The 15,774-nt window shown below is 55.4% G+C and carries 22 protein-coding genes; 14 read left to right on the top strand and 8 right to left on the bottom strand.

What is annotated here, in order from left to right; genetic code table 11:
* The 8 genes from PHI12_11150 to PHI12_11115 form a co-directional block, all read right to left on the bottom strand.
* Window positions 1-1,502, bottom strand: a 1,502-nt coding sequence (locus PHI12_11150) for a hypothetical protein (GenBank protein ID MDD5511345.1), incomplete at its 3' end; no start/stop codon positions are given.
* A gap of 81 nt (window positions 1,503-1,583) precedes the next feature.
* Window positions 1,584-2,021 carry a hypothetical protein gene (locus PHI12_11145; protein ID MDD5511344.1) on the bottom strand — a complete coding sequence of 146 codons (438 nt, stop codon included), beginning with the start codon at window positions 2,019-2,021 and terminating at the stop codon, window positions 1,584-1,586.
* A gap of 310 nt (window positions 2,022-2,331) precedes the next feature.
* Complete coding sequence (locus PHI12_11140) at window positions 2,332-3,135, bottom strand: hypothetical protein (protein ID MDD5511343.1); 804 nt, start codon at window positions 3,133-3,135, stop codon at window positions 2,332-2,334.
* A 44-nt stretch (window positions 3,136-3,179) separates the two neighbouring features.
* Window positions 3,180-4,367, bottom strand: coding sequence for a site-specific DNA-methyltransferase (locus tag PHI12_11135; GenBank protein MDD5511342.1), 1,188 nt, complete (start codon window positions 4,365-4,367; stop codon window positions 3,180-3,182).
* A 130-nt stretch (window positions 4,368-4,497) separates the two neighbouring features.
* Window positions 4,498-5,400 (bottom strand): hypothetical protein, encoded by a 903-nt coding sequence (locus tag PHI12_11130; protein ID MDD5511341.1) that lies wholly within the window; start codon window positions 5,398-5,400, stop codon window positions 4,498-4,500.
* Between the two features lie 22 nt (window positions 5,401-5,422).
* Complete coding sequence (locus tag PHI12_11125) at window positions 5,423-5,860, bottom strand: hypothetical protein (protein ID MDD5511340.1); 438 nt, start codon at window positions 5,858-5,860, stop codon at window positions 5,423-5,425.
* Entirely contained in the window at window positions 5,857-8,655 is a 2,799-nt protein-coding gene (locus PHI12_11120) for a phage/plasmid primase, P4 family (protein ID MDD5511339.1), read from the bottom strand. The genes PHI12_11125 and PHI12_11120 overlap by 4 nt, the downstream gene beginning before the upstream one ends.
* Before the next feature lie 12 nt (window positions 8,656-8,667).
* A complete protein-coding gene (locus PHI12_11115; protein MDD5511338.1) occupies window positions 8,668-8,790 on the bottom strand; it encodes a hypothetical protein in 123 nt (40 codons plus the stop codon).
* Window positions 8,791-9,210: 420 nt separating this feature from the next.
* Here PHI12_11115 and PHI12_11110 point away from each other — a divergent pair, with 420 nt between their 5' ends.
* The 14 genes from PHI12_11110 (at window position 9,211) to PHI12_11045 (ending at window position 15,593) form a co-directional block, all read left to right on the top strand.
* A complete protein-coding gene (locus tag PHI12_11110; GenBank protein MDD5511337.1) occupies window positions 9,211-9,351 on the top strand; it encodes a hypothetical protein in 141 nt (46 codons plus the stop codon).
* 74 nt (window positions 9,352-9,425) lie between these two features.
* Window positions 9,426-10,211 (top strand): hypothetical protein, encoded by a 786-nt coding sequence (locus PHI12_11105; protein ID MDD5511336.1) that lies wholly within the window; start codon window positions 9,426-9,428, stop codon window positions 10,209-10,211.
* A complete protein-coding gene (locus PHI12_11100) occupies window positions 10,211-10,348 on the top strand; it encodes a hypothetical protein (protein MDD5511335.1) in 138 nt (45 codons plus the stop codon). Before PHI12_11105 ends, PHI12_11100 begins: the two co-directional genes overlap by 1 nt.
* A complete protein-coding gene (locus PHI12_11095; protein MDD5511334.1) occupies window positions 10,345-10,488 on the top strand; it encodes a hypothetical protein in 144 nt (47 codons plus the stop codon). Before PHI12_11100 ends, PHI12_11095 begins: the two co-directional genes overlap by 4 nt.
* Window positions 10,489-10,491: 3 nt before the next feature.
* Entirely contained in the window at window positions 10,492-10,719 is a 228-nt protein-coding gene (locus tag PHI12_11090; GenBank protein MDD5511333.1) for a hypothetical protein, read from the top strand.
* Window positions 10,720-10,722: 3 nt separating this feature from the next.
* Window positions 10,723-10,926 (top strand): hypothetical protein, encoded by a 204-nt coding sequence (locus tag PHI12_11085; protein ID MDD5511332.1) that lies wholly within the window; start codon window positions 10,723-10,725, stop codon window positions 10,924-10,926.
* The gene (locus tag PHI12_11080) at window positions 10,920-11,093 is read left to right on the top strand and encodes a hypothetical protein (protein MDD5511331.1); all 174 of its coding nucleotides are present in this window, start codon (window positions 10,920-10,922) and stop codon (window positions 11,091-11,093) included. The genes PHI12_11085 and PHI12_11080 overlap by 7 nt, the downstream gene beginning before the upstream one ends.
* A 3-nt stretch (window positions 11,094-11,096) precedes the next feature.
* Complete coding sequence (locus PHI12_11075; protein MDD5511330.1) at window positions 11,097-11,801, top strand: hypothetical protein; 705 nt, start codon at window positions 11,097-11,099, stop codon at window positions 11,799-11,801.
* A gap of 361 nt (window positions 11,802-12,162) precedes the next feature.
* On the top strand, window positions 12,163-12,669 hold the full coding sequence (locus PHI12_11070) for a hypothetical protein (GenBank protein ID MDD5511329.1): 507 nt from the start codon (window positions 12,163-12,165) through the stop codon (window positions 12,667-12,669).
* Entirely contained in the window at window positions 12,659-13,705 is a 1,047-nt protein-coding gene (locus PHI12_11065; protein ID MDD5511328.1) for a hypothetical protein, read from the top strand. The genes PHI12_11070 and PHI12_11065 overlap by 11 nt, the downstream gene beginning before the upstream one ends.
* Window positions 13,706-13,831: 126 nt before the next feature.
* Window positions 13,832-14,266: a RusA family crossover junction endodeoxyribonuclease gene (locus PHI12_11060; protein MDD5511327.1), complete on the top strand. Its 435-nt coding sequence runs from the start codon at window positions 13,832-13,834 to the stop codon at window positions 14,264-14,266.
* Window positions 14,242-14,580, top strand: coding sequence for a hypothetical protein (locus PHI12_11055; GenBank protein ID MDD5511326.1), 339 nt, complete (start codon window positions 14,242-14,244; stop codon window positions 14,578-14,580). Before PHI12_11060 ends, PHI12_11055 begins: the two co-directional genes overlap by 25 nt.
* 459 nt (window positions 14,581-15,039) lie before the next feature.
* Window positions 15,040-15,219, top strand: coding sequence for a hypothetical protein (locus PHI12_11050; GenBank protein MDD5511325.1), 180 nt, complete (start codon window positions 15,040-15,042; stop codon window positions 15,217-15,219).
* Between the two features lie 62 nt (window positions 15,220-15,281).
* Complete coding sequence (locus PHI12_11045; GenBank protein MDD5511324.1) at window positions 15,282-15,593, top strand: hypothetical protein; 312 nt, start codon at window positions 15,282-15,284, stop codon at window positions 15,591-15,593.
* Window positions 15,594-15,774: the final 181 nt, after the last annotated feature.

The raw sequence follows: 15,774 nt of genomic DNA, 5'->3' as shown, positions 1-15,774 counted from the left end.
GGAGGCTCCTCAGGTGGCTTGACCTTAGGTGGCTTGGGCGGTGGCTTGGGCGGTGGCTTCTCGGGTTCCTTTGGCTTCTCGGGCGGTATCTCATAACGATAGACCGGCCCGAGCTTGATCGCGCCCACCTTCTTGAAGCCTGTCTTCTCGAGGAGGGCCTGCTTCGTCTCGTCGTCGGTCGCCATGAGCACGCTTCCGAAACCGCGTTCCCCCGCCACTCGGATAATCTCGCCGAGCATCCACTCCATGTAGGCCGTCTCCCCCTCCATGATACCGATGTAGAAATCGACCCTCCTGCCGATCTCGGTGCCCCTCACGATGACGCCCACTTCCTCCTCGTCGTCGAAGAACCGGAAGGTGTCCCTCTTCGTCTCCACCATCCTGCGGCCTTTGCCGGGCGGGACCACCTTCTTCACGACCGGTGGCGGCTTCTCCTCTTCCCCCTCGATCTTGATACCGGCGGCTCGCTTCAGCCGGTCGGAAATGGACTTATCCAGCGGGCGTAACCCCACCTGTATCTCGTAGACGCGTTTCTCGATTCCCTCCTCGGGTTCTGGATAGCGCGGGGCGACGATGAAGGAGGCCGTCTTCTCCTCCTCCTCGTAGATCGTCTTGGGGATGGTGATATAGAGGAAGAGACTCTCTTCCCTGTGGGCCCGGATCACCACCTCCGCCATCCGCTTGGCGGTGAAGGTGTGGTTAAGGATGGATACCAGCTCGACGATGTAGTCGGGGTCGATGGCGGTGTTGCGAACGATGATCGAGTCTGTCTCCATCCACTCCTTCTTAGTCATCTTCATACCGATCTGATAACCGAGATAATCCAGCGGCACCCGTGTGGTGACCGGGGCCTTGACATCGGTGGGCTCCGACTCCAACGACACCCAAACCACGGTACGCTCCGGGTTGGAGAATGAATCCTTTAAGTTGATCGTGGTTTCGACCGGCTCCCCCCGCTCTGCGACTGTCGCCGTTATCTCCAGGTCTTCGCTGATCCGCGTCCATCCCGCTTCGAGGAGGATCTCTTCCATACTCGGCATCTGCAGGACGAACTCCTTAGCGAGATCGACGCCCTCTATTTCCTCCCCTTCCACCAGCAGGGGGGCAACCACGAACTTGACATAACCATCCTTGTACGGGACATAAACAAGACATGGTTTCGGTTCTCCGGTCATCGCCAGGACGGTGGAGTTGAGCATCTTGGCCGAGAACGCGCCCCTGTTGACGACCTTCACCATCTTGATTATCTTTTCCTTGTCCACCATCTGATTTTTGTAGAAGAACATCTCCGGCATACGCTGCCACTCGGCCACGCTGCTCGGCCCGTCCAGCCTGAAGCACTTCCATGTCGCGGCGGGCGTGGTCATCGTGTTTAAAAACCTATCGAGCTTGTCTCCTACCCAAAACATCATGGTGTGATCGGAGGACAATAGGGTCCCCTCAGCCTCGTGCCAATCCTCGTCCTCCACCAGCCATGCTCTGTTCTCCTCCAGGAACTTCACAGTCTCTCGGGTGATCTCCTCAGGGGGGGTGGGACACCGAACCTCGGTAGGCATACATGAAGAATATGTGTCGGTCAATATTCAATTTTCCCTACCTTCTTGCTCGATGGGAGGCGCGAGACGGAGCAGGAAAAGCCTGAACTGAACGATACTGCTCGGCTCCTTGATTATCTCGAATGTCTCGGTGACATGGGTTATCTTGAGGATTTCCCAACGGACGAAGCGATTGATTAGACCCAACATGGCAGGGCTCATCCCCCTCACCCGGAACCTGGTGATGCCCCGTTCCCAGGCCTCCGCTAGTAGCTCCCCGAGCATCCTGGTCCCGGTCCCGTTCTTCGGGCTGAAGAAGGCGCTGGAGGCGTCTGCATACATATACTCCAATATGACACTCTTACCCTCGAACACCCCGCGGACCACTTCGTTGTTCGGTCCTCGCCATTTAAACTCCGTCTTGGAACGGCGCAGCTCCTCGTGGAGCCCGGGGACTAGGACGACACGCTTGCTTTCGGAAGTCATGTGGTTAGGAATTTGATACAGGCCATATAAATCTTGACGGACCTAATCGCCGGGTTTCCTCCCGGCCCAAAAGTACGTTCCGCCGAGGAGGCGTTTGGTCTGATAATTCGGTTTCCAATAACCCAACCTGATCTCCGCTATGATCATCTTCGAGCACGTGGGACAGAAGATCCTGTTTTCTAGATCACAACGTAGCTCATCGGTGTGTATACACGGGGGGGGCCGTACGAAGACAGGCCCCCCCTTGTCCTGGGCTTTTCCTCCCATCCCATACCCAACAGGGAATTGGGCTACGCTCTATTTAAATGGTTTAGTCTTCGCTGCGGGTGTAGGAAGCGTCGATGACCTCCCCCTCGTAGTCGGACATCTCCTCCACGCTGGTGAAACCGCAGGCGGTGTACAGTCTCAGGGCCCGGTTGACCGCCCTGGTGATGGCAAGCTCTTTCAGGTAGCTCTTCATCGCCCCCATCTTGACGTTGTCCGGGGTGGCGGTCCCGTGGTTCACGAAGACCGGGATCGCGTTCTCCAGTAGCTCTTTCTGGACCTCGGGGTCGAGTCCCTGGGCGGCCTTGACCAGTTCGATGGTGTCCTTGCCGAGGGTGGGATACACCCAGGCCGTGGCCTCGTACCCTCCGTCCTTGAGGGGTTTGGTCTCGATGCGGATGGACCGCAGCCCCTTCTTGTCGGCCTTCTCGAGAAGCCCACCATGCATGACGTAGGGCCTGCCGTGATAGATCATCACGTGCATCGGGTGGATCCCCAGCTGCTTCTCGATATAGATCATGGCCTCCTTGAGCGAGACCTGGGCTGGGCCGTCCTCCTTCACAGTCACGATCCGTTCCTCCCGCTCGGGTAGCTTCCCCTGCATGGGTGCCTTCTCCTGCTTCGCCCGCTTGGCGAGGATCTTCTTGGCATCGGCAGCGGACACGGGTTGCGTCTTACCTTCGGGCGTCAGCTCCACGTAGTCTCCTTGCAGCTCCAGGAGGGCCACCATCAGGTCGTCGCTGCGCCTGTGGACGGTGAAGCCCTCCTCCTCCATCTCTTCCAGTTTCTTCTTCCATTCCTCTTGTTCCATCTTTTCCTCCTCCTCGTCCTTATCCTTTTTCTGCTTCATCTACTCTGCCTCCTTACTCGTGTCGTCTTTATGTCCCTTATGTGTCATTCAATGGCCTCCTCCAGAAATATGTCCAACTGAGGAGTGTTGAGTCTAGCTCTTTCTGTGATCAGTTTCTCATATTCTGGATTGAGTTCGATTCCTATCCCATTGTAACCGTTGAGTCGGCAGTATTCAAGCACAGTTCCGCTTCCGGCGAATGGATCGAGAACCCATCCAGGCTCGTAACCGGCGTTACAATCACAGTCTGTATAACCAACGAGATTTTTCTTAATCCCAGTTGTATTCCCCTGAACCTTTTCCCATATGGCCTCTCTCAGGAACCCGCATTTGGGACAGACTTCTTTGGGACATCCTGCTTTGATGGGTGTGTCTATGAGGGCCAATGGGAATGTTGCGAAATGGGCTTCTGAGTATGGTTTGGACGAGATTGTCCATACACATCGTTTATTTCTGCCTCGTGGATCGATAACATCAGCAACCCATTGATCATACTTCATTCGCTGTTTGGTGCTCTCGGTCAATGGCTCAAATTGTTGCTCAAACCAATACCTTTGGTTTTTGACGAAAAAGAACATCTTCTCGAAATCGACCGTGAACCTGTCTTTCGTACTGTCAGGTAAACAAGCGGGCTTATGCCAGATTATTTCATTACGATTAATCCATCCTCTTTTCATCATCTCAAGCACGAAGCGCGAAGGAATCTGGACTAGGGATTTTGGGAGAACATCAGCGTTTCCTTGCTTGTATTTCGGCTGTCCTTCCCTCAGTCCTCCCTCGTTATAGTCCCCGCCCGCGCCACCGCTTCCTGCATATGTGTCCCCGATATTCACCCAACATGTTCCAGTGGGTTTCAGAACCCTTTTAATTTGATCGAATATGTCGCAGAGATGTTTGATGTAGAGGTCTGGGCCTGGCTCAAGGCCTAGTTGCCCCTTCCACGCTCCGCACTTCGAGCAAAATCTGGTAGGCGGAGGATTGGAATTTGCTTTCTGCATCTTTGGCCATTTCTTTGTTTCGGTACTTCCCTGTGTGCCACACTTAGTAGGGCAGTATGTATTTGTTCCCCATTCATGCTTACAATCCTTCTTTCCATCCCATATCAACGGTTCCGTTCCGTAGTCCCTCAATCCCCAGTACGGCGGACTGGTAACGACACAATCAATCGACTCAGGTTCAAGCTCTTCAAGAACTTTTCGACAGTCACCGATCCTAAGGAGCTGTTGGGTCATTTCTTGGCCTCCCCGATCTTCCCAAAATTGTATCCGCAGTTGGGACACACGAATTCGCCTTTGTGATTGGGGACCAGGAAATCCCAACAGAAGTCGCATTCATAGATTGTGCTTACACCGTGGTCTTTAATCATTTCACTTCTCTCCTTCTTCTATATTCATCATAGTCAATCGACCAATATATCCAAGGTCTGTTTGCCCAGCGTTGCAGATCGATGATTTCCTGTGTTTTGGGGATGTCAATATTATACATGACGAAGGCGCCGACATCCATTTCTTTCAGTTTGCGACATCGATATAATGCGGATTCGTGCTGATCCGGATCGTGACAGTAGACATAGAAGAGTGTTGAATGCCGGAGTTCGTTCTTCATCCCCATATTTTTAAGAATTTCAATGCCCCTCATAATCTTGACTTCGTCCTTCTCATCATCCCATGCAAAATGAATGGGCTTCCAGAATTTCAACTTCTTGATCTGATAGGCGATCCCTGGCGTGATCCGCCGGATGTCGAAACCTTGACTGACATCTATCGCAATGTCGCGATCCATGAACCACTGGCTGGTTTCGAAAAACCAGTCGGGATCGGCATACCAGTTAGGATCGAGTATTCGTGCCTTCTTGAAATCTGGATTGTGCCACTCGCTGGGATGTTGCCACCGCTGGTGTTTCCCTTCTGTTTGGGGTATGACACAGAAATAGCATGAGTTCGGACATCCCCTCGACGTATAACCAAGGGAGTAATCCATATCTGGATATAGTGTGTAGTCTGGTCTTATTCTCTCGATCTCTGCGGGGAGTTTTGTCTGCATATCATAGCCTACTCCACCTATGACTATCTCAGCATTGGGATAGAAGAAGGAGAGACCATCCACCAGATGCTTATTCTGCCGAAATATCACCGAGGCGTATATTATGTCGGGATCCGAAACTGAGAATCCTACATTATCGCCCCGAGATTTGTGATATGCCGAGATTTTCATCAAGGCGAGATTTGGGATCATGGAATCGATATCGATCAATAAGATGTTCATTTTTTAGCCTCCGATTTCTTCTTCACATGAAGTCCTTCAAAAACAGTTTCTCTCCTCCCCGCTTTGGGGGTGATTTGGGACGTTCTCCCGTTCGGACGGGTGAAGGGTCACCTACGGAAGTTCGGGCCTTCCTGCGCCTCCTACGGCCTCCTACGGCCTTGTAGGGGCAGTCGAAGCACAGGTCCCCGGTCTCAATGCAATCCTCGTACGCCTTCTCCCGCCTGCAGACGCGAAGGAGCCGTCTCTTCGGTCTCCGTTGGTTCTTCGGACGACGATCTATGCCGTGTGTGGAATAGCAATAGGCGACTGGGCTTCCCCAACCACACCACCTGAAGATACACTTCGGATTCTTGCACACCAGGGCGTTAACCGATTCTTCATAGACCAGGGGGGCCCCACAACCGGCCTTGTCTTCTCCCTCAGAAGGCCAGCATTTCTTGGGTACTTTCTTCGACTTCACTTCACCACCTTCCCGTCCACGGTCACCGTCCAGGGGAGCCAGTTGTTCTCACAGGCCCTCTTGAGCCACCCGATGGCACCCTCGAGGTCATCGTCGAAGAGGTCCTCGATCTCGCACCCGACCTCGGTGTCGGTCGGCGACCCTTCACCGATCGCCGTGGTCATCCTGTAGAGTTGCTCGACCCTTTTTCGGACCTCCTCGAGCAGCTCCTCCTCGGTCATTTTGCGTCCTTCGGCGACTTTAACCGCTTTTTTTGCGGGCGCCTGGTCCGGGGTGTCCACCCTCGATCTGCAACCTCTTATTAGTAGAGCTTGTTTTTCCCCTTCCGTAAATGTTTCTCCTTTACTATCTTCTCCCTTACCTTTACTGTTATTCCACATAGACTTAAGATTGGGAAAAAAGGGTGGACATCCTGGACTAAAAGGCATGCCAGAGTCGGTCCACCCTCGGGGTCGCGACCCTGGACCTAACGCCGTTAAGGATTTTGCCCGGTCCAGGGTAAAAAATCGAGGGTGGACCGGTTTTTCGCCGTTTTTTGCGCTATCTACCGCTTTTTTTGCGGATTCTTCCTCAGCCTCTCCGCCGTCGTCGTACTCCTCGATCCCGGTCGGCCTCTTTTCCTCCGAGTCCTCATACTCCGGGGCGATGCTCAGCCGGATCCCTTTCCAACACCTAACCCTCTCCCCGCCCACGGATGGGCGGGTGGCTTCGATTCTCACAAGCCCCCCGAGCTTTTTGCTGAACACGCTCTTATCGGTCAGGGGAAGCTTGTTCCTCTTGCAGTACTGGGTGTACTGGTAGAAAACCTCGTCTTTCGGTACCTCACCCTCCGGGTCCACGATCACCATGTCGAGGACGAAGGCGTGGACGGGGTCGCTCTTGCGTATGTACTCCGCCCTCAGCTCCTCGGTGCTCTGGGTGTAGCTGAAGGCCCCGTTCCTGATGATCCTGACCAACGCTTGGAGCGCCTCGTTCAAGAGCCCCGACAGCTCCTCTTTGGTCACCAGCTTCTGGAGGAGGTAGGGGTCGGCCCGGTCGGGGGGGAAGGTGTTGGGGAAGTTGATCAGCACCCACCGCCGGAAGAAGGCGTCGGTTTCGTCATTGGCCGGGGGGAGCTGGTTGCAGGAGAAGATGAGCTTGGCGTGGTTCTTCATCGAGAACGAACCCTGAAACTTCCTTTCAACCATCAGAGTGTCCCCTCCGGTCAGCATCTTGAACTTGCCCGTTCGTTTGAGCACCTCATCCGGCAGGTCTGGGTACAGGTTGGCGAGCTTCCCATACAAATTGACGGCGGAGAAGCGGTTCTTCTCGAGGTCCTGCAAGGCCACCTGTGCGACGTTCCTCTCGCCCAGAAAATGCTTGATGAGTGCGATGAGGGTACTCTTTCCGTTCGCCCCATCGCCTATGAACATGATCGCCTTCTGGATGGGATAGGAGCGGTAGAGACAGTAGCCGATGACCTCGAAGATGAGGGGGATGTCGCTCGGGTCGAGGACCTCCGACAGGAACTTCTTGATCTTGGGGCAGTCGGCGTCGGGGTCGTACTCAACCGGTAGCTGATGCAGGAAGTAGTAGTCGGGGGAGTGCTCGAGCAGCCTCCCATTCACCAGGTCGTACACCCCGTTCGCCAGGTTAATGTATCTGGCATCGACTTTGAAGAGGTCACGCCCCACATAGGTCCCAGCCTTGATGTAGTGGGTGACCTCGTTGTCCCGGTAGCGGGAGAACTCCTCGTCGAGCAGCCGTTCCAAGGTCTCCGAGATCACCGCCTCAGCATTGTACTCATAGCTGCCACCGTTGTAAATGAGCATCTCGTCGTTGTCCCTGAAGGTGACGATGTGATGCTGCTCCATGATCTTCTCCGCCCACTCCTTGACGTTGAACTCGAACCGCTCCTCATCTTTCTCTTTTTTCCTCCCCTTCTTCCGTGGCATCTCCAGACCGTATTTATCAGCGGCGATCTTGAGCGCCTGCTTGAACTTGTCGTCCCGCAACGCCCCGGGCAGGCATTCGGCACAATCCAGTATCCTGTTCTCCACGGCAATCCATTCAAGGGGACCGCCTCCGGTGTCGTGCCTGAAGCACTTCCAGACATTCTTGTTGACGTTCACCGAGAAGTTCTTGCCTCCTTCACTCCCGTGCACCGGGTGGGGACCGCGGTACTCGTCGCCGTGGCGCTTCAGCGTTGCCAGGTTCACCACGTCAGCGATATTGAGTTTATCGATGACCGCTCCCACCTTTCCCGCTTCGGTCCTGGTGACCTCGGCGGTAGCCTCCGACTCATCCTTGATGAACTTTCTAAGTGCGAACCTGATCTGCTCCGCCTTGACCTCGGCGATCGGTCTGTCTTCGATGACCTCGTACCTCTTACCATTTGGGTGGATGCTACCGGGCCCGACCACCTGCTTCCCGAAGGATGATACATCACCGATGTCGCCCTTCACATCCGAGCCAGGCTTGAAGAGCCGGATCGGTTCCTTAAGGTCTCGGCACAGAAAATAGAAGTGCTTCCCGCCGCGCCCGGTCCTGACCACGAAAGTCGGTGGGAGGTCCTCCCGCACCGCCTCCTCGACCTCGGGCGAATCCGAATCGATCTGGATCAGACCGCCATAGCCTCCGAGGACCCCGTAGTTGCCCCCCCTCTCCAGGTGCTCCGCTAATCTCTTGTCGTCATAGGTGTAGTTGGCCGTGTCCGGCCAACCCTTCTCGAAGGGACGTTTTTCTTTTTGTTGAATGAGGCAGAAGCGGAACTCCGGGTGTTGGAGTTGAGGGGGCAGCCTGACTGCATCTGTCATCAGGCCCCCGCCTCAGACTTGTGCTTCGGCTTTAATCAGGCAGAAGAGAGGCCCGTGCCCGTCCATCGTGACCTCTACGATCTGTACGTAGTCGCCCTTGTCGAACCCTAATTGGTCCAGCTTTTTCTTTCCCAATGAGATCCTCCCCTCGGAGTCTATTTTCGAGATGTGCAAAATCCGTTTCGACATGATTTTTCGTTATGTCGTTTGGGTTATTTAATTCCACCGATGGGAAAACTTCAAGTAGTGATAAGTCTATACTGAATACGCATGGTTGACGGTGTAGAGTGTGCTGAACCCGTTGTCATGGCGGGTTCAGCTGTGTGTCGCGGCGGGGGATCTCACGAGGGGGAACCCCGAATCGACCCGAATCGGCTTGGATTGGCTTGGCTTGGATTGGCTTGTCACTCTGCGCCGTCAGCTATGCACGGCGAAAGGAGGCGGGCAGGAACCATCATCCCTTCGAAGAATGAGTGCATCCCACTTGGAACCCGCCTCCCGCCACAGAACGCCGTGTGGGGTTCGCCTACTACCGACGGTCTGGGATTCTCCCAGATGGTTAAACCCACACGGCGCTGGAAAGGTGAGGGTGTGTTGGAGACGACGAGGTATTGGGGGAAGTGGGCGGTGATCTTCCTGGTGGTGGCCATGTTCTGTTGGACGCTGCTGGTGGGGATGTGGCTGTACCTGATATGAGGAGGCGAGAAGGTGAACAAGAAGGATAGGAAGCAACTGTTCGGCCTGGTCGAGCAGCTTGAGAGAGTGAGGACATGAAGGATGATGAGAAAGGGTGGAAGCAGGTGGCGACCGAGCAGAGGACCAGGTACCTCCTGCACTACATAGGGCAGGGCAGGGGGGTGTACTCGATCAAGAGCTTCACCGCCGAGGCCAGGAGGCACGGGGTCAACCGTGCCTTCCCGAGGAACATGATCAAGCGACTGCGGTGGGGGGACAAGGTCCTCCTGGCCGAGTGGCGGAGGTACAAGGAGCACAACCCGGACAATCTCGGGGACGCCGAGGTGTTCGGCTACTTCATCGTCAGCGGGCTCAACTTCGCCAACGCCCCAGAGGGCTTCATGGAGCGGCTCAAGGACAAGCTAGAAGTCGTCTGGGAGAGGGACTATTCGGGCGGGATCGCCGTCTCGAGGCGATGCGGGTCATACTCAGTCGGCAGCGTGGTCTTCATCAACGACACCCTGGAGGAGACGATGGAAAAGGTCGAGGTCACCCTCAGGGAGCTGAGGCAGGAGGAGGCCGAGGAGACCGGCGACGAGGAGGAAAAGGACGGGGAGGAGCCGAAGAAGAGGCTCAAGATCTTCGTGGGGGGGAGGTTCGTCTCGTTTGAGGACACACCTTTCAACTTCCTCCTCCCAGACCAGCCCTGGACCCGGAGCGGGATCTGGGTGGATCTCCCTATGGCCTTCGAGGGCGAGGCCGAGAGCAGGCACATCTGGGAGCTGGACGACTACAAGCGGAAGCGGTACGTCCGCAAGCGGGCGAAGAAGAATTTCGCCATCGACGATTTCGAGAGCATGGCAGAGGTAGGTGAGCAATGATGAAGATGATAAGAGTAAGCGATGAGACGCACAAGCGGTTGGTGCAGACGGCGGGAAGACTGATGGAGAAGCGCGGCGAGCATGTCTCGCTTACCAACGCGATCGACTGGTTACTAGATAGGGAGGAGGGGCGATGAGTAATGATGTCTGCTCAAGGCCCCGCTGCAAGCGACCGACGGAGATCATAGTCGATGGCGTCCCCCTCTGTGACAAGCACTGGGAGGAGCACATACAGAAACTCGAGGAACGGAGGACGCGGGAGCTGAGGGAGGAGTGAGACATGGTAACCTTCTATGCAGAATATAAACCAGGAGAATACCGGCGGATGAACTGCCTAGACGAAGATCTGAAGGATGAGATACTCGTTAAATCTCTTCAAGGGGCCGATGTTCTTTATTTCGTCGCTTGTGTTGCAGATTATGGGCATAGATGTTCCTACACTGAAATAGCTCCATACACCATTTTAGCTGGTACGATTGATTTGAAAGCGTTTAGAGAGGAGGGCTAAAGAATGGTAACATACTACGCTGAATATAAAACGGAGAGCTACATCAAACTAGACGATCTAGAAGAGCTAGAGGCTGTGAAAGCTTTTCGAAAATGGCAGGGAGTAACATCCCTACAATTTCTCATATGTGAGAACGACCACGGAGAGATTTGCGACCTCTCTGATCTACAGGATGACATCATCTCACGTGGGGACTATCGGTGGTGAGCTACAAGGATAGATTGGAGAAGGCGGAGGATGAGATCAGGGAGCTGAAAAAGGTAATCTCTGGATTGATCCCACCGGATGGCCCGTTTGGGTTCGACCTAAATAAGTGGACAGTAGAATTCCTCGACAAGAGCGTGATAGTAAGACGCAAGACTGAGGAGGAGTGAGACATGGAAGTATGGAAAAAGTACGGGATCGAGGTACAGTTCCTCGATGAAGTGAGAGGAGGACTCCCGATGAGCGAGGATCTCGTCGAGAAGTTCTTCCTGGAGAAGGGGCTGTCGCCCCAGGAGAGAGCGAAGGCCGAGCAGGCTCTCAGGGAGAGCCAGGAGCAGAGCGAGATACCCGAGGCAATGGAGGAGATGGAAAAGGTCATCAACATCTTCGCCAAGGACAATATCGGCCTCTATCTGAACGGCTACCAGGTGCGGGCTGCGCTGGCGGAGGCGATGAGCATCCAGAAGTCGATAACCTCATGGAGGCAGAAGCTGCAGAGGGGCGTCCGGGTGCTACCCAACAGGCTCTACCTGCGCAGGGAGGGCGCGGTGGTCAAGGAGGCCGACGGGATGGATTCTATGGTGGTCCATGTCCCCTACATGGGACGCACCATCAGTGGCCTGAAGTTGGTGGAGTTCGTGGTGCGCCCCTCCTTCACCTGCGACATCTATGTGGCGATGACCGGGCGGGGAAAGGACAGAAGCCCAATCATCGACAGGAAGACCCTGAGGGACCTGCTTGACCTGGTCGAAATATCGGGCATCGGGGCCATGAGGTCGATGGGGTACGGGATGTGCAAGATCACCATCCTGTACGAGTACCCGCCGGACAAGTCGGAGGAGGAGAAGACCGAGAGGAGGAAGGAGAAGAAGAGCTGAAGAAACACGAGGTAGGCATGGAGCAGAACAAACGACAATCCAATCCGAACCATAACAATCTACAACCCAACCCAGCCCTGTACAGACCCGATCTGTTCATTCCCTGGCAATCTACAGACCAAATCTATCCTTTCCCTGGCAAGCTACGGTCCACGCCATTCCGAGGCAAGCTACTGACCACACCGGACCTTCTCGGGGCAACCTACCAACCATTCCCGGCCAGATCGAGGCAACCTACAGATCAAGCCATACCCGACCAAGGCAACCTACGGACCATTCCACGCCGAGGCAACCCACATTCCGCTACTGGCCAGGTCACGACAACCTACAGACCAGACCACACCTGGGCAATCTACAAACCATGCCGTTCCGGGGCAAGCTACAATCCACGCCGTGTCAGCCCAACCCGAGGCAACCTACGGACCAGACCAGATCGAGGCAACCTACATTCCACGCCACACCGGGCCGAGGCAACCTACAGACCAGACCAGGCCCCCCCTCGGCAATCTACAATCCGGACCAGGCCAAACCAAGGCGGGGCAACCTACAAACCAGACCAAGCCCTCCCTCGGCAATCTACAACCCGGACCAGGCCAAACCAAGGCGGGGCAATCTACTACCCACACCCATCTACTCCGGGGCAAACTGCAACCCCTGCCGTTCCACCACGTGCCAGGACAACCTACATTCCGCCCCCTATCGGGCCGTGGCAACCTACGGACCAGGCCTGGCCGAGGCAATCTACAATCCGTTCCTGACCTTCCCTGGGCAAAAGACCTTCCAAACCAGTCCGTTCCGTACGACACCCGGGCCTCATGCCTACCATACCTTCAGCAAGGAGAAGGGAGGAGTGAACGATGATGAATAAAGAAGGAAACTTCGTCTGCGCGACCTGCAACAAGGAGTTTCAGACCAGGGACGAGTACATGGATCACCGCAGGTATCCTTGCGGTTCGGATGTTTTCATTGCACCCGCATCTTCCACCCCAGAGAGCAAGCCGGGCAGGTGGACCTGTCCCATCTGTGGCAGGTCGATGGACGATGCGGGCAGGGACGCGCACATGAAGGTCCACTGGGCGCGGGGCGAAGTGATCCTTGAGGACGAAGCGAAAGAGGAGCGTGATGAGATGGAGGAAGAAATGGAGGAGGAGACAGAGGAGTCGATACCCCAAAGGCTGTGGACCTGTCCCATCTGCGCTCTGCAGATGGCCCCTACAGCAAAGGGATCACACATGAGAGTGCACGCGTGCAGGGGCGAGAAGGTACCGGAGGGGGCATCCCAACCGGGTGCCGAGTGGATATGCCCTATCTGTGGCTTAGGACTGAATCAAAAGGGGGTAAAGAGACATCTGGAAATGCACGAGAAAGAAGGAGACGTGGTGCCAGAGGAGCGCAGGAGTCTACTGAGGAGAGAGTCGTGGATATGTCCGGTGTGCTTCGAGGGGATGACGGTCCAGGATAAAGAAGCGCATCTAGATGCCCATCGGGAGAAGGGTGAGATAAGGAAGGGCATAGAAACGGCCGAGAGGTTGATGAAGCATATCACAGACCTGAAGGATGAACAGCTGGACATCAGAGAAGAGGTCGAATCCCTGCGGGAGACGGTGGAGATCACGAAGGAAGAAATCCCCGATGTGCGGGGTGCACTGACCGGAACAGAAGCCCGGGAAGCTTTTGTTGTTGACCAATCAACCATAGTTTCAACTCCCCCCCTAGAGATTCAGGAAGAGAAGGAATTGCCAGAGAAGTCCTGGTATCGGGCCTGTGAGAACTGCAAGATCATCTACAGCCTTGACGACGAGCAGCATTGGCATTGCGTCCATTGCGGTGGTGAACTGACCGCCGACTGGAAAGCCGAGGAGCTGAGGAGCACGACGCGGGTGTTGGGGGCCCATGATCGGTGAGGCCCCCTCTTCTTGACGGGAGACTTGGGGAAGCCCTTTTACATCAAGAAGTCCCTTCAGCCATACGTGGACGACCTGGAAGAGCACGAGAGAAACCCGGACGTCCTGCCCAGGACGTGGTAATCGATGGACGACGCGGAGAAAGTGGTTCACTTTACCACCTTTGGGAACCCCGTTCCCCAGGGCAGCACGAGGGCCTTCGTGAAGGCGGGTAAGGCGGTGGTGACGCAACATTCCGCCAGGAAGCTCAAGGACTGGCGGGGGGCGATCGCGGCGGTGGCTCAGGACGTGCAGCGGGAGCAGCTCTTCTATGACGAGAAGGGGGTGTATGCGGTGAAGGCGGTCTTCTACCTGCGCCGCCCGAAGTCCCTGCCGAAGAAGGTCCGGCGACACTACAAGCGCCCAGACCTTGATAAGCTGGTGAGGGCCCTGCTGGACGCCTTAACGGGCGTGCTGATCCCTGATGACTCCCATGTTTTCCAGGTCGAGGCTGAGAAGCGGTACGCTGAGGCCGACCAGCCACCGGGGGTAGAGGTATGGATTGGGAAGTACGAGAGATGAGGGAGGTCATTGAGATACCCTTCAGGAAGCTGATGATCGAGAGGCTGTTTGAAGGTCGGAAGGTGTGCACCTGGCGCTCGAAGGTGTATGGGGATCCGCGTCAGGTGTTCGAGGTCGAGCGTGATAACATCAAGAAGAGCTTTGAGATTCTCGGCGTGGTACCAATGCGGGCGGGGTACGTTGCCCGGTATCTGCACCGACCTGAAGGATTCGATAGTGAAGAGGAGTGGATCGGGTTCGTGGCGAGGCTCAGGCGTGGCCATAGGTTAGACCTGGACCAGTGGGGTTATACCCACTTCTTCGCTGAGCTGTAGGGGTCGGTTAACTTATTTATAGCCCTCCCGGGCATCTAAAGACAGTAGAGGCGGGAGCGTGATAGGTTCGTCAGTGAGCCCTTGGTTGGAATCCTCCTAAGATAGTATTCTCCTCCTCTTCCGCCTCTACACTCTTACCTGATTGGTACCACCACGATTACCTGGGATGATTTTGGTATTCATATCTGAATTCTTATGTGAGTTGCAATTAGCAAATTTAAGACTAGTCTTAAACTATTGCCGATTATGAAACAATAATCGAAATATATATATATGCATATGAGGATCCTCATATGTGAATATCAGGATCATGATGATCCCGATAGGATGGCTGAGATCATGGGGCCGATATCCCCCGTGGCCCATGACGCCGGGCATATGACGGCGGGGAGGCGATCACCTCCCCGATACCCTGAAAGCTCCTGGGGCAGTACCCCAGGGGCCAGGTGGTAGATATAGATGATCTACGAGGAGTATGAAACCGACTGGTACAGGCGGATCGGGACGCATGAGGAGCTGGAGCGGGAGAAGGCCATCCGGGACGCCCGGGGGTACGGCTTCTTCCGCCTAATCGAGTGCGAGCGAGATCATGGGGAGATTTGCCATATTGGCGACCTATCTGGCGATCGTCCCGATTAAACCCCTTCCTTTTTTTTTCTGAAAGCTCTTGGGGAAGTACCCCAGGGGGCCAGGTGGTAGATATGAACGACACACAAACGGCCAGAGAAGCCTTCCGAGAGGCATATGGGGGCCAGCTTAACCTCATGACGCCGGACGTCATCGAGTTGGGCCTGATCGCCCCGGGGGTGGCGTATGAGATCAGCGAGGGCGAGGGCATCGACGGGGGGCCTCTGTATGGGTTCACCGTGGCGATCCACTACGGGGGGCGGTGGCTCCCATCCTGGCGGGTGGCGGATATAGTACGTCAAGACCTAAGCAGGCCATTCCACGATATGAGCACGCTCAGGGAGTACCTGGATACCCTGAGGCGCCAGCACAGGGAGCGACGATAAACTTCTTCCTTTTTTCTTCCTTTTTTTCCTGAAAGCTCCTGGGGCAGTACCCCAGGGGCCAGGTGGTAGATATGAAGACCATCATAGACGGACGACGATATGACACCGAGCTGGCTACTCTGGTGGCCAGCTGGACGAACCACCACAACCGGGGGGACTTCCGGCGGGTCGAGGAGGACCT

The organism is Dehalococcoidales bacterium, assembly GCA_028716225.1.
GTDB lineage: Bacteria > Chloroflexota > Dehalococcoidia > Dehalococcoidales > UBA5760 > UBA5760.
The sequence above is the reverse complement of the archived record's forward strand: the minus strand, read 5'-3'. Positions and strand labels throughout refer to the sequence as shown.